The sequence below is a fragment of the Haloferax gibbonsii ATCC 33959 genome (genome assembly GCF_000336775.1).
Classification (GTDB): domain Archaea; phylum Halobacteriota; class Halobacteria; order Halobacteriales; family Haloferacaceae; genus Haloferax; species Haloferax gibbonsii.
Map to the genome: position 1 here is coordinate 15,334 of NZ_AOLJ01000018.1, position 24,221 is coordinate 39,554.

A 24,221-nucleotide genomic window follows, 5' to 3' on the forward strand; every position below is an offset into this window, starting at 1 on the left:
GGGCGGCCCGCTCAGCGGTGCCTCAGTCCTCGGACGGTTCGGGCGCGAGCGCCTCGCGCTCGCCGAGGGCGTCGATGATGCCGTCGACCGGGCGGTCGGGGTTCGACGCCTGCGCCTCGCGGGTGAGGCCGAGTTGGTAGCGCTCGGGGTCGGCGCTCTCGCGGAGGCTGGTGCGCCCGCGGTGGACCGAGATATCGTTGTTGAGGTGGAGCTTCACGGCTTCGAGGAGCGCGTCGGCCTCCAGCGGCTGGCCGCGCTCTTTTATCTTCTCGATGGTGGCGTCGTCGGGCACGTCGAAGGCGCGCTGGGCGATGATGGGACCCTGGTCGAGGTCGGTCGTCACGTAGTGGGCGGTGACACCCGCGATGCGGACGCCCTCCTCTTTCGCCTGCCGGTAGGCCGCCGCGCCGGGGAACGACGGGAGGAGCGACGGATGGATGTTGATGATGCGGTCCTCGTAGCGGAAGACGACGTTCGGGCCGAGGATGCGCATGTAGCGCGCGAGGACGATGAGGTCCACGTCGTACTGTTCGAGGAGGTCGAGCATGCGCTCTTCGTTGGCGGTGCCCTTCTGGTCGCCGATGTCGTGGAAGGGCACGTCGTAGTGGCTCGCCAGCGGTTCGAGCGTGTCGTGGTTGCCGATGACGACCGAAATCTCCGCGCCGAGGTCGTCGTTCGCCCACGCCTCGAACAGCGCCTCGAGGCAGTGGGACTCCTTCGTCACGAGGACGGCGATTTCGCGGGTCTCGCGGTCCGAGGGGAACCGGACCTGCACGTCGACGCCGAGGTCGTCGCCGAGGTCGGAAAGCGCCTCCCGGAGTTCGTCGCGGGAGCAGGTCATCTCCGCGGTGTCGGCGTGGAGGGTCATCCGGAAGATTCCCTCGCGGACCGCCTGGTCTAAGTCCTCGACGTTGATTCCGCGCTCGAACAGCAGGGTGGTCACGTTCGCGATGAGTCCGGTCTTGTCTCCTCCGATGACCGTGATTTCGGTGAGTTCGCGAGTCATACCGTCACCTCCAGCTGTTCGAAGCTGAACATATAGCGTCCTGCGTCGGCGAACGGTAAACCGCTGTCGTTCTCCGCAAGCGAATCCCTCCGGAACGACCGTGAATCACCCGCAAAAAGGAAAAGCCGGCGAGCGTGAGGTCGCCTACACCAGCGGGAGCACCGACGAGACGACGAGGACGACGACGAGCCCGGTCACGGAGATAATCGTCGTCAGCGCGGTCCACGTCTTCAGCGTCTCCATCTGCGTGAGGCCGCCGATTTCCTTGACGAGCCAGAAGCCGGAGTCGTTGTACCACGAGCAGATGTTGCCGCCCGCGCCGATGACCATCACCAGATACGCGGTGTGGACCGGAAGTTGACCGGTGAGCGGGGCCATGATGCCGGCGGCCGTGAGCATCGCCGCGGTCGCAGAGCCCTGCGCGATGCGGACGATGGCGGCGATGAGCCACGCGGTCACGAGAAGGGGGATGCCGAAGCCTTCGAGCCCGTTGGCGAGGTACGAGCCGATTCCGGAGGCCGCGAGGAGCGCGCCGAACGCGCCGCCCATCGAGGTGATAGCCGCGATGTTGCCGCCGCTTTTCAGCGCCTCGGTGAGTTCGTCTTCCCACTCGGACCGCGAGAGGTCGGACCAGCGGTAGTACGTGTACGCCGCGGCGAGCGCGGCGACCGTGAGCGCGACGTTCTTATCGCCGATGAACGCGACGAACGGGCGGTTGTCGACGACGAACCCGACGAACGGCCGGAGCGGTTCGGCCACCGTCACGCCTTCGAGGGCGTTGACGACGGTGAGCGAGCCGACGAGCGCGACGGCGATGACGATGGGAGCGGTGGCCTCGAGGAAGCTCGGAAGCGACGACACGTCGCGCTGGGCGCGCTCCTGCAGTTCGTCCGTGGTCGTTCCCATCGCGTCTCGGAGAGGGATGTCGAGATGACGGTTAATCCAGCGGCCGTAGACGAGGCCGCCCATGGTGGCCGACGGGACGGCGACGGTGACGCCGATGAGCATCGTGGTGCCGATGTCGGCCCCGATTTCGCTGGCGACCGCGAGCGGGCCGGGCGTCGGCGGGATGAACACGTGGGCCGTCGCCGCGCCGGCCCCGACGACGACGAGATACAGCGCGTAGTTGTCGCCCATCCGCGCCCGCATCGACCGCGCGAGGGGGGCCATGAGGTAGAACACGCTGTCGAAGAACACGGGGATGGCGAGCACCGTACTGCTCCCCCACAGCGCGATGTCGCTGTTTTCTCTCCCGACGAGCGACTGGAAGGAGCGGACGATGCGCTGGGCGGAGCCGCTTTCGAGCATCGACTTCCCGATGATGGCGGCCATCAGGATGGGAATCCCGATGCCGGCCATCCCGTTGCCGAACGCCGTCGCCGTTCTCGTCGCCGCATCGGCGAGCGCGAAGTCGGGGACGAACGCCGCGTTGACGAGGCCGACCGCGAACGCGGCTATCGCCAAGCCGACGAACGCCGGGAGGTCCAAGACGACCAGTAGCAACACGACCAACGCGAGTCCGACGACGAACGTCAAGAGCGGACTCTGTGCGAACTCGATTGCCATGCGTGGGATAGCGTCTCATCGACGGCATAAAAATCATTATCATATATCATGTATGTAATTATTATTTACTCCGTTACAAAGTAATTATTTCTCGGGTACTGCTCGAATATACCGGGGTGCGAAACCTGACACGCCCGCCGCGGACGACTCAGTTATCTCGGCCGGCGCCGTACCGCCGGGCATGCCCGGTTCCGACTTCACCCTCGCCGCCGACCCCGACGGCGACGCCGAGGACGCCTTCTCGCTTCTCGCCGACGAGACGCGACTCGCAATCGTCCGGGCGCTCGCCGCCTCGCCGCGCGAGCCGCTCAGTTTCTCCGAGTTGCGCGACCGCGTCGGCGTCGCCGACAGCGGCCGGTTCAACTACCACCTCGGCAAACTCACCGGCCGGTTCGTCAAGAAGTCCGAGGAGGGGTACGAGATTCGCCTCGCCGGGTGGGCCGTCGTCGGTGCCATCCTCGCCGGCGCGTACACCCGCGGCGACGACATCGGCGCGATTCCGGTCGACCATCGCTGTTCGACGTGCGACGGACGGGTCGAGGCGACCTACGTCGACGAACGCGTCACCGTCAGGTGCACCGACTGCGACAGGACGTTTCTTGACGCCGGTATCCCGCCGGGAGTGCTGGAGGGCTACGACGACGCCGACCTCCCCGAAGTCGCAGACCGGTACGTCGGGTCGCTACTCGCGCAGGCGCGACGCGGCTTCTGCATGAGTTGTCAGGGCCGGATGGAACCGCACCTCTCGGTAGGAGCGGACGACCCCCGGACCGACGACGTCTTCGAGGAGCCCCAAGCGGTCTACGGCTGTGCGCGCTGTCGCGAGAAAATCGTCACCGGCATCGGCATGGCGTACCTCGACCACCCCGCAGTCGTCTCGTTCTACTACGACCACGGCGTGGACCTCTCTCAACCGTTCCTCTGGGGAACCGCGTGGCACGACAAACCCACGCTCTCCGTCGTCGCGGACGACCCGTTGCGCGCCGCCATCGACTTCGAGGTCGAAGACGAGACACTTACGCTCACCATCGACGAGGGACTCGAAGTACACGGCGTAGAACGCTCTCCGGCCCCGTAGCCGCCGGCCCTCGCGTTTGTAGTCACATTCGTGTATAACAAACACGACCCAAAACCGTTTTTGCACATCACCACGCATCGCCACCTGATGACCACCTACACCGCGACGGTGACGGTGCGCCTCAAGCGTGGCGTGCTCGACCCCGAGGCGGAGACCACGAAGCGCGCGCTGGAACGACTCGGGTTCGAACTCGACGCGCTGCGCTTTACCGAACGGTACGAAGTCGACCTCGACGCGGCCGACGCCGACGAGGCCGAGGCCCGCGCCGACGAGATGGCAGAACGCTTGCTGGCGAACCCGACCATCCACGACTACGAGGTCGCGGTCGTCGAGGCCTGAGATGATCGCAGTCGTGCAGTTCGGCGGTTCGAACTGCGACCGCGACGCCGTGCGCGCGCTTTCGGACCTCGGCTTCGAGGCCGAGCGCGTCTGGCACGAAGACCCCCTCCCCGAGGAGACGACGGGCATCGTCCTCCCCGGCGGCTTCTCGTACGGCGACTACCTGCGCGGCGGCGCGATGGCCGCCCGCTCGCCCATCATGAAATCGGTCCGCGAGGCGGCCGCGGAGGGCGTCCCCGTCCTCGGCGTCTGCAACGGCGCGCAGATCGGTTGCGAGTCCGGTCTCACCCCCGGTGCGTTCACGACGAACGCGAGCGCCCGCTTCCAGTGCGAACACGTCTACCTCCGCGTCGAGAACGCGGACACCCGCTGGACCGCGGCGTACGAGGAAGGCGAGGTCATCGAACTCCCCATCGCCCACGGCGAGGGACGCTTCGAACTCGACGCGGAGCGCTACGAGGAGCTCGAAGCCGACGACCGGATTCTCTTCCGCTACTGCGACGAGGACGGAAACGTCACCGACGAGGCGAACCCCAACGGCTCGCTCGGGAACGTCGCGGGCGTCCTCGGCGACAGCGAGTCCGTCGCGGTGCTGATGCCGCACCCCGAGCGGGCGTCGCTGCCGCAACTCGGCAACACCGACGGTCGGGGCGTGCTGGCGGGCTTCGAGGGATAGTATAAAAGGACCGTCCGCCGCGGTGGCGGGCGATACGGGGTCGGTTGGCGAACGTGGCGGCGTACACGATGAGCGATGTTGGAGTGTCGAGGTTTCCGACCCGCGTACCGCGTGCTATGGGGCGAGAGCGCAGGGAGCGTCCGTGGCGATCCACGCCTCGGCGTTCTCCTCTTCGCGAATCTCGAACCACCCATCCGCGTAGTAGACGGTCTTGTACGTGTGTTTCGTCATGATGGCGGGCGGTTCGGATGGACACGTCCGAACCACCGAATATGACAACGACTCACACCCTCTTTGATACGAATATCCTATCCGACGGTTAGGGGGCAGTTACTCCCCGATAGCACCGCCTAACGCAGTCGAATCGGAGAAAACGAGCCGGGATACTGGACGAACGGTCGGAGGTGTCGGCGGGTGACGACCCGGTCCGGGACGGGGTCGTTCGCCCGCGCGAGCGGCGTGAGACCGGCGGTGCAGCGTGAGCCCAAGTGTGCGACGGAACGCGCCGACCTACTTGACCAGCGGCATGTTGTAGCTCGTCTCGTTGTCGAGGACGAACTCCCACGTCGCCTCGCAGTCGCAGGACACCTGGTCGAAGACGGTCGGGTCCTGCCGGAGGTTGAAGTCCTTGACCGCCTTGAACACGAGTTCGTCGCAGTCGCCGCAGTTGTGCGCACCGCGCTCTTGGCCGCCGCCGACGGGGTCGGAGACGACGATGGCGTCCACGTCGACCGTGTCGCGGAGCGCGTCGGCGACCGACCAGAGCCACGGCGGGCGGTAGCCGCCGTTGAAGAACAGCTCGTCGACCATCGTGTAGCGCTGGACGTTCGTCGGGTTCATCGAGACGGTGTGGCAGTTGTCGACCGCCGCACACCGGCGGATGGACGACTTCATGTCGTCGAGCGCCTCGGGTTCCGAGAGGAACGGCGGCTTCATCAGGAGGTACGCCTTGACGCCGCCGCCGGCCGCGGCGGCCTCCTCGCAGGCGTCCTCGAAGTCGGCGAAGTCGAAGTACTTGTTCACGCAGTCGTGGCGGACGCGGTCGGTGGCGGTTTCGAGACCGACTGCCACGTCGGTTTCGAGGCCGCGGTCGGTGAAGTCCGCGAGCTTCTCGCGCGTGACGAAGTCTGGGAGCGACTCGACGACCATGCGGTCGCGGTCGGCGAACGTCTCGGCGATGGCGTCGCGGGTCTCGGCGGGCACCTCGCGCTCGTCGAGGAACGAGCCGGAGGTGTAAATCTTGATGAGGCCCGCTTTCTCGCCGTCGTCCATCTCTTCGGCCTCGTGGTCGAGACAGACCTGAATCTGGTCCATCAGCGCCTCGTGGGCGACGGTACCGCCCTCGACGGACTCGGCGACGTAGCCGCACATGGTACAGCCGCCGGCGCGCGCCCACCGGCAGCCGCCGGTGTTGAGGATAATCGTCAGCGAGTCGTAGACGCCGTCGGGCGTGTTGTCCTCGTCTATCCACACCCGGGTGGGCTCGTGGGGGTCGTAGGTCTTCTGCTTCCGCGAACGGATGTCGCGCATCACCTTGTTGTGCGCGTCCATCCCGCGTCCCCGCTCGTAGACCTCGGGGCTCGGCTTACTCATTGGATACCCGTATCAGACGGGCGCGTAAAGCGGCTTCGTCTGGCTTCGGCGGCGGGCGGCGGCGGCCGCCGACCCTCACATGTTCCGCGAGATGTACCGGTCGATGTCGGCGACGAGCGACGGTCGGAACGTCCAGTAGCCCTCCCAGCGCTTCGGTTCGGTCTCGAGCGCGAGGAGAGCGACGGGGTGGCCCGGGGTCACGCCGTCGATGCCCCGCCCGTCACCCGCCTTCTCCCCGTCGGCCGCACCGCCGGTTCCGGTCGCTCCGCCCGGCGCGCCGTCCGGCGGCGTGTAGACCACGAACCACGAGTCGCAGAAGTCCTCGGTGTAGCCCCCGTGGCTCATGAGTTCGGAGTTGAACGGTGGCGTCCAGTCCGGAATCCCGTAGACGTGGGTCTGCACGTCCGTCGCGGCGACCTTCTGGTAGACCGCCCGCGTCCCGCGCTCGTCTTCGATTCGGGAGAGCCGCTGGAACGACGACCGGAGTCTCCCGTCGCCGGCGCGCCACGCGTGGCGCTCGATGTACCGCGAAAGCGCCACGAGCAGCAGTTTCTCCTTGTCCGATTCGGGGTAGCCGCGGAGGGAGAAGGGCACGTCGTCGAGCCGCGTGAGCACCGACGGGAGTTCGAACTCGTCGAGCTTCGTCTGCCCCGTCTTGTAGAGGTCGGAGTTCACGAGGAGGACGGTGTTCATCACGTCCTCCAGCGGCGAGGTCGCGACGACCGTCCGCCCCTCGGACGTCTGCTCGGTGAGCACGACCACGTCGTCGCCGTGCGCGTCGTCGGACAGTTCGTCGACGCCGACCGGCTGGTCGGCGAACGTGGTTTCGAGCATCCGCTGGACGGGGTCGGGAGCCGAGCGATTGACCACCGAAAGCGACCGACTCGCGGCGTCAATCGCACCGAGAAAGCTGTCGAGTCCCATCTGGTTCGTGGAAACGACTGACCGCCGACGAAATAGCTGTTTTGGAGGTCGGGGGTGCGACCGTGCCGCCGCGGCCGAACGCGGTACCGCAGCGACAGACGTTCATATGCGTCGCGCCCGTAGGTGGCCCATGGAGCGCCGCACGCTCCTCTCGCTTCTCGCGGGCGGCCTCGCCGGACTCGCCGGGTGCGGGACGCCCGAGGGCGAGACGGAGACGCCGACCCCCGAGGAGGGGACGGACGCGCCGACCGAGACGCCGACGACCGAAGCGCGCGTGGAGCGGTCGCTGACGCTCTGGAACCCGACGCCGAACCCGGTGTTCACGACCGTCGTCGGCGTCCGCGGCGACCGCGACGTGTTCTTCGAGAACCGTGACCTGCTGCCCGGCGAGCGGGCCGGGCTGTCGGTGGCGGTCCCGTCCGGGGAGACGGCGGTGCTCGTCGAGACGGACACCGGCCTGCGGGGCCGCTCGACGTGGACCGTCGACGCGGCGTTCGAAGGGCTGGAGGTCGTCCTCGGACGGGGGGGAGCGGAGTTCTGGCGGACCGTCTCGTGCGACGCCCGAGGAGAGTGCTCGCTCGCGGCGGCGACCCCCGACGACGGGCCGAGAATCGACCTCCCGCTCGTCGGCGACGGCTCCTCGCGGTGGTACGCACCCGCGGGCGTCGTCGTGGAGAACCCCGGCCCCGAGACGACCGCTCGGCTCCGCATCGACCTCGGCGACACGGCGCTCGTCGACCAGGCGTACCGCGTCCCGTCGGGGGCGCGGCTGTCGATTCCGGTGACGTACCGAAGCGGGGACTACCGCGTCGCCGTCGAGACCGACGAGCGACGCGTCGAGACGGAGTGGCCGGTGCCCGACGAGCCGACGAAGTACGTCGACGTGTCGAGCGGAGCGACGGGCTGTGGGCCGGCGAACACGACGCTCACAATCGCCAACCGCGACGACGAACCCCACCGACTCTCGCTCCGGGTCGACGCCGCGAGCGGCGACGAGTCGTTCGACCGCGTGCTCGCCCTCGACCCCGGCGAAGTCCGTGAACTCGTCCCCGTGACGACCTCCGGAGCGAACGCCGTGTCGGCGAGCCTCGAAACCGGGGCGGCGGTGTCGGGAACGTGGTGGTCGTGCCCGCCACGCGGCCCCGCGAGCGTCGTCGTCGACGCCACCGGAACCGTCTCGTTGCGGGTCGCCGGCCCGCAACCGGGATAAGTCGCACGGATTGCCGCAATCCCCTGACGGTTCCGTGTCGGCTCGCGACGGGGTAACCCCGAACGGTTACATAGAGGTGGGAATCACTAACCCGACAGCGGCCGTATATAATCAACGAGGATTACAATGACTGAACTCGGTGGTTATCACGACAGGGTCGCTCGGGTGGACCTGTCATCCGGCGACATCGCGTACGAGGGAATCGACGACGAGGACGCGCGGAAGTACATCGGGGCCCGCGGCCTCGGCGTGAAGTACGTCTTCGACCAGGGACCGGACGTGGACCCGCTCGGACCGGACAACCTCCTCGCGTTCATGACCGGCCCGCTCACCGGCACGCAGACGGTGATGAGCGGTCGCATCGCGGTCGTGACGAAATCCCCGCTCACGGGGACCGTCACCGACTCGCACCACGGCGGCTGGAGCGGCGCGCGACTCAAGTGGTCCGGCTTCGACGGCCTGCTGTTCGAAGGGAAAGCCGAGCACCCGAGCTACGCCATCGTCGAAGACGGTGAAGTGACACTTCGCGACGCCCGTGAAATCTGGGGCTGGGGCGTCCACGACACTATCTCCGAACTCGAAGCCGAAGTCGATGGGAGCCTCGGCAAGAACCTCTCGATAATGGCCATCGGCCCCGGCGGCGAAAACGAGGTCAAGTACGGCTGCATCGTCAACGAGGACGACCGCGCGTCCGGCCGCGGCGGCACGGGCGCGGTCATGGGTTCGAAGAACCTCAAGGCAATCGTCGTGAAGTCCGGCACCCGGATGCCGAAGCCCGCCGACGCCGACACGTTCAAGCAGGGCTACCAGCAGGCGATGCAACTCATCCGCGAGTCCGAGGTCACCGCGCCCAACGAGGGCGGCCTGTCGCTGTACGGGACGAACGTCCTGATGAACGCGGGCGAGGAGCTCGACGGCCTCCCGACGAAAAACGGGAAGTACACCTCGACCGCGGCGATGCGAGACGCCGAGGGCGTCGACATCGACTCCGAGCGCGTCTCCGGCGAGAACGTCCGCGAGAACATCCTCGTCGACGAGCCGACCTGTCACTCCTGTCCCGTCGCCTGTAAGAAGGAAGTCGAGGTGTCGGTGATGCACAAAGGCGAGGAGATGAACGTCCGCGGCGAGTCCTACGAGTACGAGTCCGCCTACGCGCTGGGCCCGAACTCCGGACACACCGAGCGCGACGAAATCGCCGTCATGATCGACCGGTGTAACGACATGGGCGTCGACACCATCGAGATGGGCAACATGATGGCGATGGCGATGGAGATGTCCGAGCAGGGCAAGCTCGACGGACTGAGCGAACAGCTCGACTGGGGCGACACCGAGCGCATGATCGACCTCATCACCGAGGTCGCGAACCGCGAGGGCGACCTCGCCGACGCGCTCGCCGAGGGCGCGAACGGCCTCGCCGAGCGCTTCGACGCCCACGACAACTCGCTTGCCGTCAAGGGCCAGACCATCCCGGCGTACGACCCCCGCTGCATGAAGGGCATGGGCATCGGCTACGCCACCTCGAACCGCGGCGCGTGCCACCTCCGCGGCTACACGCCGTCCGCCGAGATTCTCGGCATCCCGGAGAAACACGACCCCCACGAGTGGCGCGGGAAGGGCGAACTCGTGGCGCTGTTCCAGGACATGCACGCCATCTCGGACTCGTTCGACATCTGCAAGTTCAACGCGTTCGCGGAGGGCATCGAGGAGTACGTCCTGCAGTACAACGGCATGACCGGCCGCGACGTGACCGAAGAGGAACTGCTCGAAACCGGCGACCGCATCTACACGTTAGAGCGGTACTACAACAACCTCGTCGGCTTCGACGGCGCCGACGACTCGCTGCCGGGACGCTTCGTCGAGGGCGACGAGGCGATGCCCGGACAGGGCGCGTCCGAGGGCCAACTGTGCGAGCTCGACGAGATGAAAGACGAGTACTACGCCCGCCGCCAGTGGGTCGACGGCGTCGTCCCCGACGAGCGCCTCGACGAACTCGGCATCGACATCGGCCCCGGCACGGGCGTCTCCCGCGGCGACTCGCCCGCGCCCGCCGACGACTGAGCCGCCGACTGGAACGACCACCCGGTCCGACCCGGTCGCGGCCGATACCCACCCGAATCACGCATTTTTCGACCGATTGCGAACCGCAGTAGCGACGAGTCCCCCGACGAGCGCCGCGGCGGCGACGACGCCGAGTCCGATGAACGCCGTCGGAGAGACGACCGGGAAGTCGAAGACTGGCCCGGCGAGGTGGAACGCGGCACCGACGACCGCCGCGCCGGCGGCGAGCCGAACCGAGCCCTCCCCGCGGTACGCTCGCGCCCCGACGCGTCCGAGAGCGAGACCGTAGGCGACGAACGGGAGTTCGTACACCCAGTAAATCACCGGGAATCCGCCGGCGGCGAAGGTGTAGAGCCGGTAGTAGTCGCCCTCGTAGACGACGGCGTACAACCCCTGTCCCGGGGCCGCGTAGTCGCTGTAGAAAAAGCGGTCCGGCCAGTCCTCGTCGCCGTAGACGACGTGCGACCCGTCTGGTGACTCGATGGCCCGCCGAACCGCGTCTTTCGCGTCGGCGTCGAGTTCGTCGTACCGAAGCACGGGCGTCTCGTCTCGGACCTGCGACGCGTCGATTTTCGACGCCGAGAGGGACACCTGCTCCGACCAGTCGGCCATCGTCACCGGCGCGCCGACGAGCGAGACGGCGACGAGGAGCGCGAAGGCCGAGACGACGAGCCGCCGGGACATGGGTGTTCCACGTCGTCAGGGCGGTGAATATCTTCTGGGAGCCAACACCGACTATCGGAACGGGGAGAGCGACGCCACCGCCCCGCCGAGGCCGCCGAAGACGACGCCGAACACAAGTCCAGAGAACGCCCCCCAAAGCGGGAGTCCGACCGAGTCGCCGTCGAGGTCGGTCGGGTGGAACCCGGTCGAACCGATGCGGACGAACCCGTCCGCGTTCGGGGGTACGTCGCCGAGGCCGACACGAGCGACGACCGCGGCGACGGCGACGGTGGCGGCGAAGCCGAGCGCGACCGAGGACCCCGTGACGAACCCCTCTGCGGGGCGTCGGGACCACGCCGCGAGGCGCGCTGTGACGATGCCCGCGAGGAAGACGCAGGCGGGCGGCAGTGCGCCAAGCCAGTACCACGAGTCGGCCGCGCCGTCGAACCCGTCGACGAGGTTTCGGAGGACGACCGCGCGACCGGGGCCGGTCGTCTCGATGAGTCGAACGGGCAGGCCCATCGCGCCGCCGAACGTCCAGACGGGGACGAACGCGGACGGGACGGGCTTCCCGGCGGTCATCTCGGTCGCGGCGTCGAGCGTGGAAAACGAGCCGCCGGTGGTGAGGGCGAGCCAGCCGGCGACCGCGAGCGTGCCGACGACGAACGCGGCGACGCCGGCGGCGAACCCGGTCGGGAGAAGGGCGCGACCCTCGTCGCGGGGGAGCGAGTAGAGACGCGGAGGTGGGGAGGGCATGCGTGCGACCGTGGTCGCCCGCGAAACGAGTATCTTGGGGGAGGCGCCAGGTCAGACGAGCGAGGCTGACGGCGGCTCAGACGACGAACCGGAGGACCCAGAGCGCGCCCATGCCGACGAGGATGGTGGCGAGCACGCGTTCGGTGTACCACGCGGCGAGCGCGGCCAGCGCGCCGGCGACGAGTTTGTCGTTGCCGACGGAGACCGCGAGGTCGCCGGACGGGGCGAGGAGCGCGGGGAAGACGAGCGCCGCGAACACCGCCGCGGGGACGTACTCCAGCGCCGATTCGACCGTCGGCGGCACGTCGTCGATGCGGCCGAACAGGTAGATGAAGGAGCCGCGGATGGCGAACGTGAGGACGCCCGCGAGGGCGATGACGAGCCAGACGGTCGCCGAGTCGTAGCCGGTCGGCATTCAGGCGTCGCCTCCGAGGGATTCGACGCCGAGGCCGGCGAGGACGCCGACGACGGCCGCGACGATGATGTCGAGGTGGAAGGGGACGCCCGCGACGACGACGCCGGTGGCGACGAGGCCGCCGACCAGACACGACGCGCCGGACGCGCGGTCCTTCAGCGTGGGGACGAGCAGGGCGAGAAAGACCAGCGGCGCGGCGAAGTCGAAGCCCCACTCCGGCGGGAGGCCGGAGCCGAGGAGCGCGCCGGCGACGGTCGTCACCTGCCAGACGAACCACAGCGACGCGCCCGCGCCGACGTAGTACGCGAAGCGGTCGGTCTCGCCGTCGCGGCCGTAGCGGGCGATAGAGACCGCGTAGGCCTGGTCGGTCAGGAGGTACGACGCGAGCGCCTTCGCCCGGGCGGTCAGGTCGCGGAAGTAGGGCGCGATAGAGGCCGAGTACATCATCGTCCGGAGGTTGATGACGACGGCCGTGCCGACGACGATGGCCAGCGGCGCGTCCGCGCCGAGGAGTTCTATCATCGCGAGCTGCGACGCGCCGGCGAAGACGAGACTGGAGAAGCCGAGGGCGTGCGCGACCGAAAGCCCCTGTTCGACGGCCGCGACGCCGGCGACGAGGCCGAACGGCGCGATACCGAGTTGGAGCGGCCCCGCGGCCCGGACGCCGTCGAGGAGGTCGGAGGAAACGGTTGGCATCTGTCGGTAGCAGGTCGCCGCCCCCGAAATAGCCGTCTATCGTCGGGCGGTTTGCCGGCTCTTCGGTCTACCGCCTGACGACGGCGACCTCGCGGATTTCGAGCGCCGTCTCGAACTCGTCGCGGCGGTCGGCGTCCGCGCCGACGCGCCGGAGGTGTTCGGCGTGCGCCCGGCGGACCGCGTCGACCTCGCGGTGCGAGAACTCGAGGTCGAGCCCCTTCGTGTCCCAGTGGCCCAGCGGGACGAGAAACACCGCCGTCTCGTCGTCCTCGTGGACGCATTCGAACCCCTGTGCGTACTCGCTCGCCCGACCGTCGAGGTACGCCTGCGCCCGGTCGAGCAACAGCGGCAGACTGCTGGCCGGGACGCTCGCCTTCGCGGCCGCGAGCATGATGGCCGTGCCGTCGATGGCACCGCCGCGGGGCGAGCCGTCGTCGCCGTCCGGCGCGAGGCGCTCGCTGAGTCGTTCGCGCCCCGGCCGCCGGTCGCCGTCGGCTCCCACGGTCATCCCCCCGCGCGCATCGCCTTGCGGGCGAACCGCTCGACGAGGTCGTCGAGCGTCTCCTCGTCGCCCTCGAACGCGAGTTGCACCTCGGTGAGTTGGATACTGCTCGTTATCGTGACCTCCTCGGTCTCGATGTCGACGGTCCAGTCGGGACCGACCACGCGGCCGTCGCCGTCGGCCTCGCCGCCGAGCCCTTCGAGGTACTGAATCGCGAGTCGGGGCGAGATACCGCGGAACGCTCGCTGTCGGCGCGCCACGTCAGCCCCCCGCGACCGGTGGGAAGACGCTCACGGCGTCCCCGTCGTCGAGCGTCGTGGCCATCCCCTCGAGGTGGACCACCTCGCGCCCGTTTTTCAGCACGTTCACGTGCGGCTTGACCTCGCCGTCTTCGATGAGTCGGCCGGCGAGGCCGTCGTACTCCGCTTCCAGCGACTCGAGGACGTCCCCGACGGTCGCGTCGTCGTCGACCCGCCAGTAGATGGACTTCTGGCCCACTACCTCCCGAAACGTCGCGAAGAAGCGTAATTCGAGTTCCATACCCCTTGTCGGCGTCCACGAGACAAAAAGGTACGTCGCGGACGGGACCTGAAGGCCGGCCCCCCGTTATCGGGGTCAGTGATGCGAATAAACCACAACTATATCGTGTGAAAAGTCTCAACCAATTAAATAGATGAAACGCCGAAACATCTCCCTCGGAGTGACGTTCCAAACGGCTTCAATACCACACCAATCGCGTCGGGGCGGCGCGGGCGGCGCGGTCCGTTCGGCAACGGTCGAACCATCCCCAGTCGGTGCCGAACGACCCGGCCGATTACCGTCCCGCGTCGCGGACTTCGATACGACCGACGGACTCGACGGTGACGACGAAGTCGGCGTAGTTGAATTCGAGCGACGCACCCGTCACGCGCGGCGCACCGGGCGTGTCGCGGCCGAACAGGGCGTCGAGGGCGTCGGTGTCTACGTGCTCTGTGAGCGGCGGTAGCTCCGTCGGGTCGCGGCGCGTGTGTTGGTTCACGGCCGCGGTCACCGCCTCAGAGACTGGCTCGGTACGCTCGCAGTCGTACCAAACCCGTGTCGGTTCGAACTCGTCTCGTAGCTGCGTGTCAGATGTGATGATGATTTCGTCCCCCCAGTATCGTCCGTCAGATACGTTGGTTTGACGTGTTATATTTCTTGCGTACTAACGGTATGTCCCTTTAATAGTGTTGTTATAGTACAATACTCTAGGCAAGAATTGACCGCTAAACAGCAGTGGGAAAGGCGAGTTATCGGAACGTCGAGTCACTTCGAGAGGGGAAAAAGAGGTAGAGAACAGAACAGACGGGAGCGGAGCGGACGGAATCGGAGCAGACAGAAACGGAGCAGACGGGAACAGAACAGACGGAAACGTGACCACGCGACCGCCGTCCCGACACCGTGCGGACCGGTCCGGTCAGGCCGCGGGTGCCACGTCGGTTCCCCACGTGACGCGCCGGTACGACTCGTCGAGGGCCTGCGCGTCCTCGGGGAGGAGGGCCGCGACGAGGAACGTCGGATACTGCTCGAAGTGGTCGACCAGCGCGGCGATGCGCTCGGCGTCGATGGCCTCGACAGAGTCGAGCAGCATGAACGGGACCTCCTCGTACACCTCGTGGACGAGGTAGCCCGCGAGGGCGAACACGAGGCCGACGACCTCGCGCTCGCTCTCGCTGAGGTGGTCGATGGAGTCCTCGTACACCGCTCCGGAGTCGGACGCGCGGACGATGTGGAGTTCGAACTGGGTCTTTTCGACCTTGCGGCGACCCTCGCGGACCCGACGTTCGACCTGTTCCAGCCAGACGCGCTCGATGTTGTCGTAGCCGAGGAGGTCGAGGACCGTCTCCATCTCCTCGTTGAACGCCTCGACGGCCGCGGTCGTCAGCGACCGAATTCGGGTTCGCGCATCCTCGAGTTCCTCCGTCACCTGCTCGCGTTCGCGTTCGAGTTCCTCGCGCTCGTCGAACCGGTCGTCGAGCGCGTCGAGGTCGTCGTGGACCGACGCGAGGTCGTCGCGCGTCCGGTCGAGCGTGAACTCGACCTCGTTGAGCTCCTTGTGGAGTTCGATGAGGTCGCCTTCGGCCTGGCCGCGGAGGTCCGACGCGTCGGCTTCGAGCGCTTCGACCCGTTCGGCGAGCTCCTCGCGCTGGTCGGTCAGCGAGTCGATCTGTCCGGTCCGGCGGTCGAGTTCGTCTTCGAGGCGCTGGAGCTTATCCCGGAGCTTCCGGCGGTCGCGCTGGGCCTGTTCCGCCGCCCGCATCGAGCGTTCGAGTTCGTCGAGTTCGCGGCGGAGTTCGGCGCGTTCCTCGCGCTGTTCGTCTCTGACCTCGCGGAGGCGGTCGGTCGTCCCCCGAATCTGGTCGCGGTCGACCTCGGTGCCGCAGGTCCAGCACGTGATCGTCTCCGAGGAGACGAGTTGGTCCGTCACCGAGCCGCCGCCGACCGCGCCCAGCGAGTCCTCGACGAGGTCGGCCTTCCCTTCGAGCACGTCCTCCGTGTACTGGACGACGGTCTGAAGCTCCGAAATCGTCGAGTTGAGCGACTCGATGCGCGACCGAATCGACTCGATACGCTCGTTCGCCTCGCCGCGGTCGACCTCGTCGGCCTCGAACGAATCGAGTTCCGACTGGAGTTCGGAGCGCTCCTCGCGGAGCGATTCGACGCTCTCGCGCTCGCTCTGGAGGCGGAAGCGGACCGTTTCGAGGTCCGACCGCGCCGACTGCAGGTCGGAAAGCACCTCATCCAACGCGGCTTGGTTCTCGCGTTGCGCCTCGACCGTCCGGTCTTCGGCCTCGATTTCGGCTTCGAGGTCGTCGCGCTCGGCTTCGAGGTTCTCGATTTCGGCTTCGAGGTCGTCGCGCTTCGATTCGAGCGACCGGCGGTCGGCCTCGAGCGAGTCGAGCGAGTCGAGTTGCGTTTCCACCTGCGTTCGTCGGGTCTGGAGGCGCTCGATTTCGGCCTCGATGGCGTCGGTGTCGACCGGTGCCATGATGACGTCGCGGAGGTCGCGCTCCGCGACGACGGCCCGGCGCGCCTCGTTCGACCCGAGGAGGAACGCAAAGCGGTCCGCGGTTGTCGTATCCCGGAGGTACGGCGTGCCGTCGGTCGTGACACCGCCGTTCTCGCGGGAGAAGACGCGGGTGTAGGTCCGGCCGTCGAGTTCGAGTTCGACCGACCCCTCGTCGGCGTCACCCTTGAGACTGGCCGCGTCGCTCCCGAACGCGCCCATAAGCGCGCGCAGGAATGACGTTCGGTTCGTCGCGTTGCGCCCGGTCAGAACGGTGACGCCGGGTTCGAGCCCGACGGTTCGTTCGTCGATACCACCGATGTTTCGTATACGGACAGTCGCCGTCTGAAGTGCCTCTGAATCGTTCATGTTTCGGATGTGGTGTGTTGGTGAGCCCGAACCGCTACTCGTTTCTCTCCTGTTCGCAGTCGCAGTGCCCGGAGTTGAGGAGCGTCGTCGGGGTCATTCGAGTGTCACAGTCTGTGCAGGTGACGCGGATGTCTACTTCGACCTCGTAGGTGCCGATGAAGACCGCTTCGGCCTTCACTAAACGGTCGATAACATCGATAGTCACCGTCCGAAGTCGGGACCGGAGCTTCCGAATCGTCGCGAGTCCCGACTCGGTCGCGCTCTGCCCGTCTTCGTCGTCTTCACGTTCGACGTTTCGGTGTCGCTTAAGGTAGTTATACACCGACTGGTAGGAGATAATGTCCGACTCCAACTGGTCGATGTCGACGCCGCGCTCGCGGAGCGTGTTCCGCGCGTCGGTGCGGCTCCCCGCGGTCACGTCGTCGCTGGTCAGAAGTCGGTAGAAGTTCTCCGCCTCCCCGTCGAGGACGTGCGCGCCGGCCTGGTCCAGCGCGGCCCGGATGAGTCGCTTGTTCACGTCGCCTTCGAGTTCACGGAGGCTCCGTCGCTCGCGACCCTCGCCGAGCCACGCGTCGACGAGGTCGTCACCGAGGCCATCGAGACCGTATCGGTCCGCGATACGCTCTATCTTCGGACCTCGGCCGCCGCGGCGGGAAACCGTACTTCCAGAATCTGGCATTGTGACCTCGCTACCCGGACCTTAGCGTGCAGTACCCTAAACATTACTTATGAATTATCAGAGGTGATAAAACTAGAACACAAACGAGTTACACGATAGACGCGGGATTTCTCACAGGATTCGGGCGATAACTGAGAGATATCGACGAATCATACTGCGTCGCCCGACGGCGGTCGTGGCCCGACGTCACGCCTCGCGAACTGTCACCCAGAGGTGGACCTCGCGGTAGGCGTTGTCCACGGTCGGCGACGCCGGCGGCGCGCCCTCGTAGAGGAGGTACGTCAGCCGTAGGCGCTCGCCCGTCATCGTCGGGCGAACCTCGTGTGGCTCGTGCCACGTCTCGTTGTGTTCGAGCCGGGGCGTGAACGTCCGGAGCCGCTCCGATTCCAGTACGGTCGTCGAGTTGTTCGACACCTCGACGCGCTGGAGCACCGCGACGACAGTGTAGTTCACCGTCCGGTGTTCCTGGTTGCCGACGCCGAGGACGAGCGACGCCGGCTCGCCGCGGACGAGTTCTTCCGGGTAGTTGTCGGCGGTGAGTTCGTCGTTTCCGTCTTCGGTCAGGAGGTACAGTTCGGTGAACGACTCACCGTCTTTCGGCACCGCCACCGCGTAGCCCACGCTGGCGGTCGCGAGGACCACGCTCACCACGAGGACGACGTTCAGCATCGCGTCGGTCCCCGACGCCGGGTTGAATAGCTCGTCGCGCGCGGCGGCGAACCAGCGCTTGTACGGGACCACCAGCCGTTCTTCTTCGGGAAGCGCCGACCGCCGGACCGCCGCGAACGTCGTCGCGACGAGCGTGAAGCCGCTCACGGCGACGAGGATGGGCACGAGGCGAATTCCCCACGGGGTGAAGTTGAGGACGAGCCCGAGCAGGGGAACGACCGCGATACTCGTCCCGAACGAGAGCGCGACCCGCTCGATACCGTCGATACCGCCCATTCTGTCGTGGTCCTCGGGGGCGTCTATCGGCGGGCCGCGCTCGGGGAACAGCGCCGCGATGAGGGCGTAGCCGGGGATGAAAAGCACGAACGGCAGGCCGACGACGACTCGCAGCGGTGTTCCCTCAAGCCCGGGCGTGAGCGTCGCGACGAGCGTGAGCGCGACCCCCGCGACGACGACCGCGAGGTCGGCGGGGAGGGTGCGGAGGGGCTCGGGGAGGAACAACCGCCAGTCTTGGCGCTGCGACATCTACCCGAAGTGGGAAACACGAGCACAAAAATCATTTGTCAGCCGTCGGGGGCCGCGGCCGCACTACTCGACCGGGCCGACCGGCTCCGACGCGTCCGCAGCGTCGCCCGAATCGGACGACTCGGGCAGGCCGGTCTCGTCCGGGGCGACGACAGAGCGGGCCGTCTCGACCAGCTCGGCGGCGTCCGCGTCGCTCACCGAGAGTCCGCTGTAGGCCGCGCGCTCGTAGCCCGCGGTGAGCGATTCGAGCGCCTCCGCGGGCGCGACGCCGGCGTCGACACACCGGTCGCAGAACTCCCAGTGGGTCGCGGCGTCGTCGATGCCGGCGGCGGCCCCGAGCGCCCGGCGGACGCCCGCGTAAGCCACGACGACCGCGTCGTTGGGTCGGCCCTCGTCGAGCGCGTCGGCCGCCGAATCCAGCGCCGAAGCCTCGGTCGCCGCCGGCTCCGGCTCGGCCGGTTCGTCGCTCTCTGTCGCGGCCGACTCGGCGACCGTCGCCGCCGCGGCGTCGTCGGCGTCGTTCCGGCGAAGGAGCACGGCGGCGACGAGGCCGACGACCGCGGTCCCGGCGACGACCCACGCGAGGTCGAGCGGGTCGAACGGGAGCCCGCCGGACGCGCCGTTTCCGGCCCCGTCCCCGTCGGGGGCGTTCGAGAGGCGAATGCTCGCCGTCGCGTCGGACGGTTCGAGGTTCGTCCCCTCGCCGTCGAAGGCGACCGAGACGGTCGCGTTCTCGACGCTCGCATCGCTCGGGAGGTCGACCGCGGCCCGGTACGCGCCCGACGCGCCGGTCGTCGCCGCGGCGACCTCGCGCCCGTCGACGCTGACCGCGACCGACTGGCCGCTCACGGCCTCGCCCTCGTCGGTTTCGAGTCGGCCGTCGACGACGACCGACTCGTTCGCGGTCTCGCGGGCGGTCACGCCGAGCGCCGTTCCCTCGGTTTCGAGCGGGACCGCGACCGTCGCCGGGACGAACGTGACCGCCCTGCTGTCGCCGTCGGGCGCGACGCGAATCGACGCCGTTCCCGTCGCGGTCGCGGGGACGGTCGCCGAGACGGCCGACGCGCCGCTCGCGTTCGTCGCCGGCGCGGTCGCCGACGACCCGGCGAAGCTCGCCGAGACCGGGTAGTTCGACACCGGCGTCCCGTTCACCCGGACCGTCGCGCGAACCGAGACGGCGTCGGCGTAGCCGTAGGCCGACGCGGACGGCTCGGACAGCCTCGCGGTCGCGTTCACCCGCGAGACGGCGACGGGAACGACCCGCTCTGTCGCCTGATACATCGACGCGTCGTCCGGGAGGTAGCGGACCGTCAGCGACTCGGTGCTGACCGGAATCCGCGTCGGCCGGTAGGTCAGTTCGAACGAGCCGTCGGGGTCGACCGCCGACTGGACCGTCTGCCCGCCGACCGCGAAGCGGGCGCTCCCCGTCTCGACCGGCGTGCCGTTGTCGGTGACGAGCGACCCGGAGAGCACGAGCGGGTCGGTAAAGGAGATGTTCCGGTCGTAGTCGCCGACGGCGAGGCGAGTGGCGACGAACTCGCGGGAGACGATTTCGTCGCGCTGTTCGGAGATGTTCGCCTGCACCGCCGCGAGTTGGGCGCTGCTCTCGGCTAAGTCGCCGTCGGTCCGGTTCGAGATGACGTCGAACGCCGTCAACAGCCGGTCGGACTGCGCCTCGCCGTTCTCGGCGAGGCGCGTCAGGTTGCGGGCGAGCTCGCGGGCTCGTTCGTCGTTTCCGGCCCGCCTCGCCGCCTCGTACTCGCGGCGCGTCTCGCGGAACTCGCTGACGGTGTCGACGTACCCCCGCTGGGTCTCGCTGACGGTCCGGTACTCCTCGCCCGCGCCGTCGCCGCCGACCTCGCCCTCGACGTCGACGTACTTGCCGAGCGAGTCGTCGTAGTCGTCGCCGAGCGCCGCCTTCGCGGCGGCGTACTCGCCCTGACTGAGCCGCAGGGTGCTCGCGCCGATGTCGCCGTTGAGTTCGCCCGAGAGGTACGACAGCAATCGGTCGAGTTCGTTCTCGTCGTCGACCTCGTCGGGGTTCTCGTGGATGACGCCGGTGCTGTTGTTCGTCGCGTTCGCGGTCTGCTGCAGCGGACCCGGGGCCGGCCCGAGCGCCGAGACTCGGTCGGCTCCCCCGAGAGACCCCGGCGCGTCCGCGCTCGGGGCGGACGCGTCGGCGACCGCTCCCGCAGAGACCGCCGCTACCGGCGCTGTCGCGACGAGACAGCCGACGACCAACATCGTCCAGAGCAACCGCACCGGGCGGCCCGATTCACCACGCACTATCCGTAGCCAGACGGGGGGACATAATGGGTTTTGGCATTCGGCTGACTCCCGGCGGGAGCAGGAGCCCCGGGAGTCGCAGACTGCGCCGTGTTAACGGAGGGTTTAACGCCTGACCGACGCACCGAGCACGCCGCGGGTCGCCGGGGTCCGCGCGGCCGACCGTCGCGCGCGCCAACACAACATTCAACTTGGGCGGCACGAATCGAACCCACGATGCTTCCGACCCGTCGGTGGGCCGCGCTCGCAGGCGTCGCCTGCTTCCTCGCCGTCTACGCGGTCGTCCTCGACGAGCCGACGCCGCTTTTCGCAGCCTGCGGTCTCGCCGCGTGGCTCGTCGTCGCGCAGGTCGACGCCGTCGGGACGATGTGCTCGGTCGACCGCGACCTCTCGGCGAGCGTCTCGGTCGAGCCGACGTCGGTGTACGTCGACGACCGCGCCGCGGTGACGCTGACGGCGTCGCTGTCCGAGGCCGTCGACGCGCCAGTCGAGGTCGAACTCGTCGCGCCGCCGAGCGTGAACGCGCCGGAGCGCGCGCGCCGGACGGTCGCGTTCGACCCCGGCGAGACCGCCGGGTCGGTCACGTGCAGTATCGAGTTCCCCGTCGCCGGGCGAATCGCGTTCGACGAGGTCGAAGTCGACATCGAGGACCGCGCCGGCTTCTTCACCGAGACGCTGACGCTCGGCGCCGACGCCCGCTGTCTGGTCGAATCGCCGGCCCCCGACGGCATCCACGTCGGTCGCGGCGGCGAACTGGTCGGCGCGTCCTTCGGCGACCACTCCAGCGACCAGACCGGGCCGGGGCTCGTCCCCCACGAGACGCGGCAGTACCTCCCCGGCGACACGCTGTCGCAGATCGACTGGAAGACCACCGCGCGCATGGACCACCCGTACATCCGCGAGTTCGAGTCCGAGTCCGACTACCTGCTGTCGCTCGTGGTCGACTGCGGTTCGAACATGAACCGCGGTCCGACCGGGCGAACGATGCTCTCGTACGCTCGCGAGGTCGCGCTCGGCCTCATCGACGCCGCCGACTCCCACGGCGACCCCGTCTCGGCGCAGTTCGTCGGCGACGCCGGGACGACGTGGGAGTTCGGCCCCTCGTCGTCCTCGAACGCCTACCAGACGATTCGGCGGCGGCTGCTCTCGATAGAGCCGACTCGGCGTTCGCGTCGTCCGGTCGGCACGTCTCGGCCGGTCGCCCCCGAAGACGCCCGCAAGCGGAGTCGCCTCCTCGACGGCGACGACTCGGCGTTCGCGTCGACGCTCCGCCCGTACCTCAGCGACGGCGAGAGCTACGTCTCGCGGGTCAGCGACCGACCGATTTTCGACGCGGTGAAGTCCGCGTGCTCGCGGTCCGACCGGCAGGACCACCTCGTGCTCATCACCGACGACTCGGCGAGAGTCGAGACCTACGAGGCGGTCGTCGTCGCGTCCAAGCGGAGCAGCCAGACGAGCGTCTTCCTCACGCCGACGACGTTCTTCGACGACGCCGCCGGGGGCGCGGGCGACACCGCCGGGGTCGTCGCCTTCGAGGAGTTCCGAAAGCGCCTCGAACGGCTCCCGAACGTCACCGCCTACGAAGTCGCCCCGAAGAGCGCGATGAACCTGGCTGCGGACCGCGCCACCACAGCGGAGTGAACACCGATGGAGACACCTGTGAACCAGAGCGAACGGACGATTCGAACCGTGTTGGACGCGAACGAACTCACCCCGATGGACGTGGTCGGCGTCCTCTGTGTCACGCTCGTGGCGGGGCTGACGAGCGGGCTGTGGGGCGTCGCCGCCGGCGTCCTCGTCCTCGCCGTCGCGGCGGCGACGACGGGACCGCTCGCGTTCGTCGTCGCCCAACTGACCGCCGTCTCGCTCTTCGGAGACGCGAGCCTCGTCGCGCTCGGTGGCGCGCAGCTCGCGGCGTTCCCGCTCCTCGCGAGCGCGGCGTGCGCGTGGCCGCCGAACCGGTCGCGACTCGCTCGGCTGGCGGCGGGGTACGTCCTCGCGCTCGGGGTGGCGTGGGCGCTCTGGACGTCGTTCCGGTGGGCGTGGCAGGCCGCGCTGGTCGCCGTCGTCCTCGCGGCGGCGGTCGCCTACGGGCTTCACCGCTACGAGCGCGTCGCGCTCGGCCTCGTGAGCGCGCCGGACGCGGGGGCGGAGCGATGAGCGCGGACAGTCCCTCGGACCGACCCGACCGTGAGTTGGCGAACGGCGAGACCCGCGCCGTCGTTTCGGCCGCGAGCCGAGGCGACGGCGACGCCGGCCGGGACGACACCGACGAGGCGACCCCCGACCGCGTCGAAGTCGCCGACCTCCGGCGCGAGAACGTCCGACTCAGACAGCGCTACGAGGCGCTTCGAAGGGGTCGGTACCGACAGACCGCGACCGCGCTGGCCGCGCTGGGCGTCGCCGGCCTCCTCGGCGGTGCGGTCTTTCCGCCCGTCCGGGAGACGCTCGTCGTCCTCGGCGCTATCGGGCTGTTCGCCGCCGCGGTGACGCGGTATCTCAGCCCCGAGCGGTTCATCCCTGTCGGCGTCGGCTCGTCCGTGTTCGGCGCGCACGCGAGCAACCACGCCGCCGTCGTCGACGAACTCGGCCTGCAGGACACGATGGTCTACGTCCCCGACGCCGACCGCGACGCCGTTCGGCTGTTCGTCCCGGAGCACCGCGGCTACGCGCTTCCCGACGCCGAGGCGCTCCGCGACACCTTCGTCGTCAGCGACGACGAACTGGCGCGCGGCGTCGCGTTCAACCCCAGCGGCGGCGGCCTGTTCGACGAGTTCGAGCGGAGCCTCGACGGCCCGCTCGGCGGCGACCCCGAGACGCTCGCCCGACAGGCGACCGACGCCCTCGTGGAACTGTTCGAACTCGCCGAGACCGCGACCGCCGAGGCTGACGCCGACGACGGTCGCCTGACGGTCCGCGTGGAGGACTGCCGGTTCGGGTCGGCCGAGACGTTCGACACGCCCGTCGCGTCGTTCGTCGCCGTCGCCGTCGCCCGCGGCCTCGGCGCGCCGGTCGTCGCCGAGGTCGCCGCCGGCGAGGAGATGGACTTCGCCGTCACCTGCCGGTGGGACGTCGAAGACGACGAGGAAATCGAGTCGTCCGCGGGCGCGGCGTCGGAGGTCGAGGGTGAGAGCGAAGAAGCAGAAGCGGAAACAGAAACAGAAGCCGACGAGCGGTAGCCGACCG

24 protein-coding genes are annotated in these 24,221 nt (G+C 68.4%); 8 read left to right on the plus strand and 16 right to left on the minus strand.

Translation table 11 applies throughout. The annotated features are described in order from the left end of the window. Nucleotides 1–22: 22 nt before the first annotated feature. Nucleotides 23–1,006, minus strand: coding sequence for a formyltetrahydrofolate deformylase (locus tag C454_RS11275; RefSeq protein ID WP_004975650.1), 984 nt, complete (start codon nucleotides 1,004–1,006; stop codon nucleotides 23–25). A gap of 144 nt (nucleotides 1,007–1,150) precedes the next feature. Next, nucleotides 1,151–2,572, minus strand: coding sequence for a GntP family permease (locus C454_RS11280; protein WP_004975653.1), 1,422 nt, complete (start codon nucleotides 2,570–2,572; stop codon nucleotides 1,151–1,153). A 181-nt stretch (nucleotides 2,573–2,753) separates the two neighbouring features. Between C454_RS11280 and C454_RS11285 the strand changes: the two genes are divergently transcribed. From C454_RS11285 to purQ, 3 genes are all read left to right on the plus strand, one after another. Continuing rightward, nucleotides 2,754–3,650 (plus strand): winged helix-turn-helix domain-containing protein, encoded by an 897-nt coding sequence (locus C454_RS11285; protein WP_004975655.1) that lies wholly within the window; start codon nucleotides 2,754–2,756, stop codon nucleotides 3,648–3,650. Between the two features lie 87 nt (nucleotides 3,651–3,737). Continuing rightward, nucleotides 3,738–3,989, plus strand: coding sequence for a phosphoribosylformylglycinamidine synthase subunit PurS (purS, locus tag C454_RS11290; RefSeq protein WP_004975657.1), 252 nt, complete (start codon nucleotides 3,738–3,740; stop codon nucleotides 3,987–3,989). 1 nt (nucleotide 3,990) lies between these two features. After that, entirely contained in the window at nucleotides 3,991–4,665 is a 675-nt protein-coding gene (gene purQ / locus C454_RS11295; RefSeq protein ID WP_004975659.1) for a phosphoribosylformylglycinamidine synthase I, read from the plus strand. A 510-nt stretch (nucleotides 4,666–5,175) separates the two neighbouring features. On the opposite strand, the gene C454_RS11300 is transcribed toward purQ, so the two are convergent. Next, nucleotides 5,176–6,258, minus strand: a complete 1,083-nt coding sequence (locus C454_RS11300) for an archaeosine biosynthesis radical SAM protein RaSEA (RefSeq protein WP_004975662.1) — start codon at nucleotides 6,256–6,258, stop codon at nucleotides 5,176–5,178. A 75-nt stretch (nucleotides 6,259–6,333) separates the two neighbouring features. Next, nucleotides 6,334–7,182: a DICT sensory domain-containing protein gene (locus tag C454_RS11305; RefSeq protein WP_004975663.1), complete on the minus strand. Its 849-nt coding sequence runs from the start codon at nucleotides 7,180–7,182 to the stop codon at nucleotides 6,334–6,336. 130 nt (nucleotides 7,183–7,312) lie between these two features. On the opposite strand from C454_RS11305, the gene C454_RS11310 reads away from it, so the two are divergent. Beyond that, the gene (locus tag C454_RS11310; protein ID WP_004975666.1) at nucleotides 7,313–8,392 is read left to right on the plus strand and encodes a hypothetical protein; all 1,080 of its coding nucleotides are present in this window, start codon (nucleotides 7,313–7,315) and stop codon (nucleotides 8,390–8,392) included. A gap of 126 nt (nucleotides 8,393–8,518) precedes the next feature. After that, nucleotides 8,519–10,450 (plus strand): aldehyde ferredoxin oxidoreductase family protein, encoded by a 1,932-nt coding sequence (locus tag C454_RS11315; RefSeq protein WP_004975668.1) that lies wholly within the window; start codon nucleotides 8,519–8,521, stop codon nucleotides 10,448–10,450. 57 nt (nucleotides 10,451–10,507) lie between these two features. Here the strand turns inward: C454_RS11315 and C454_RS11320 are convergent, their stop codons facing one another. The 12 genes from C454_RS11320 to C454_RS11375 all read right to left on the minus strand — a co-directional run bounded on the left by C454_RS11320 (nucleotide 10,508) and on the right by C454_RS11375 (nucleotide 20,993). Continuing rightward, nucleotides 10,508–11,134 carry a hypothetical protein gene (locus C454_RS11320; RefSeq protein WP_004975670.1) on the minus strand — a complete coding sequence of 209 codons (627 nt, stop codon included), beginning with the start codon at nucleotides 11,132–11,134 and terminating at the stop codon, nucleotides 10,508–10,510. A gap of 51 nt (nucleotides 11,135–11,185) precedes the next feature. Then, a complete protein-coding gene (locus tag C454_RS11325) occupies nucleotides 11,186–11,869 on the minus strand; it encodes a hypothetical protein (protein ID WP_004975672.1) in 684 nt (227 codons plus the stop codon). Between the two features lie 76 nt (nucleotides 11,870–11,945). Then, nucleotides 11,946–12,284 carry an AzlD domain-containing protein gene (locus C454_RS11330; RefSeq protein WP_004975674.1) on the minus strand — a complete coding sequence of 113 codons (339 nt, stop codon included), beginning with the start codon at nucleotides 12,282–12,284 and terminating at the stop codon, nucleotides 11,946–11,948. After that, nucleotides 12,285–12,980: an AzlC family ABC transporter permease gene (locus C454_RS11335; RefSeq protein ID WP_004975676.1), complete on the minus strand. Its 696-nt coding sequence runs from the start codon at nucleotides 12,978–12,980 to the stop codon at nucleotides 12,285–12,287. 67 nt (nucleotides 12,981–13,047) lie between these two features. Next, complete coding sequence (locus C454_RS11340; protein WP_004975679.1) at nucleotides 13,048–13,488, minus strand: hypothetical protein; 441 nt, start codon at nucleotides 13,486–13,488, stop codon at nucleotides 13,048–13,050. Then, on the minus strand, nucleotides 13,485–13,742 hold the full coding sequence (locus tag C454_RS11345) for a hypothetical protein (RefSeq protein WP_004975681.1): 258 nt from the start codon (nucleotides 13,740–13,742) through the stop codon (nucleotides 13,485–13,487). The genes C454_RS11340 and C454_RS11345 overlap by 4 nt, the downstream gene beginning before the upstream one ends. Nucleotide 13,743: 1 nt before the next feature. Beyond that, a complete protein-coding gene (gene samp3 / locus C454_RS11350) occupies nucleotides 13,744–14,022 on the minus strand; it encodes a ubiquitin-like modifier protein SAMP3 (protein ID WP_004975684.1) in 279 nt (92 codons plus the stop codon). A gap of 274 nt (nucleotides 14,023–14,296) precedes the next feature. After that, the gene (locus C454_RS11355; protein ID WP_338072490.1) at nucleotides 14,297–14,653 is read right to left on the minus strand and encodes a HalOD1 output domain-containing protein; all 357 of its coding nucleotides are present in this window, start codon (nucleotides 14,651–14,653) and stop codon (nucleotides 14,297–14,299) included. Nucleotides 14,654–14,917: 264 nt separating this feature from the next. Beyond that, nucleotides 14,918–16,876 carry an archaea-specific SMC-related protein gene (locus tag C454_RS11360; protein ID WP_004975687.1) on the minus strand — a complete coding sequence of 653 codons (1,959 nt, stop codon included), beginning with the start codon at nucleotides 16,874–16,876 and terminating at the stop codon, nucleotides 14,918–14,920. Between the two features lie 34 nt (nucleotides 16,877–16,910). Then, nucleotides 16,911–17,555, minus strand: coding sequence for a rod-determining factor RdfA (rdfA, locus tag C454_RS11365; protein WP_004975689.1), 645 nt, complete (start codon nucleotides 17,553–17,555; stop codon nucleotides 16,911–16,913). Between the two features lie 186 nt (nucleotides 17,556–17,741). Beyond that, nucleotides 17,742–18,749, minus strand: coding sequence for a DUF1616 domain-containing protein (locus C454_RS11370; RefSeq protein ID WP_004975692.1), 1,008 nt, complete (start codon nucleotides 18,747–18,749; stop codon nucleotides 17,742–17,744). A 63-nt stretch (nucleotides 18,750–18,812) separates the two neighbouring features. After that, the gene (locus tag C454_RS11375; protein WP_004975693.1) at nucleotides 18,813–20,993 is read right to left on the minus strand and encodes a DUF4129 domain-containing protein; all 2,181 of its coding nucleotides are present in this window, start codon (nucleotides 20,991–20,993) and stop codon (nucleotides 18,813–18,815) included. Between the two features lie 258 nt (nucleotides 20,994–21,251). Here C454_RS11375 and C454_RS11380 point away from each other — a divergent pair, with 258 nt between their 5' ends. From C454_RS11380 to C454_RS11390, 3 genes are read left to right on the plus strand one after another with little or no spacing between them, the layout of a single operon-like run. Continuing rightward, complete coding sequence (locus tag C454_RS11380; protein ID WP_004975694.1) at nucleotides 21,252–22,676, plus strand: DUF58 domain-containing protein; 1,425 nt, start codon at nucleotides 21,252–21,254, stop codon at nucleotides 22,674–22,676. An 18-nt stretch (nucleotides 22,677–22,694) separates the two neighbouring features. Continuing rightward, nucleotides 22,695–23,195: a hypothetical protein gene (locus C454_RS11385; protein WP_004975696.1), complete on the plus strand. Its 501-nt coding sequence runs from the start codon at nucleotides 22,695–22,697 to the stop codon at nucleotides 23,193–23,195. Next, nucleotides 23,192–24,214 (plus strand): hypothetical protein, encoded by a 1,023-nt coding sequence (locus C454_RS11390; RefSeq protein ID WP_004975697.1) that lies wholly within the window; start codon nucleotides 23,192–23,194, stop codon nucleotides 24,212–24,214. Before C454_RS11385 ends, C454_RS11390 begins: the two co-directional genes overlap by 4 nt. Nucleotides 24,215–24,221 lie beyond the last annotated feature (7 nt).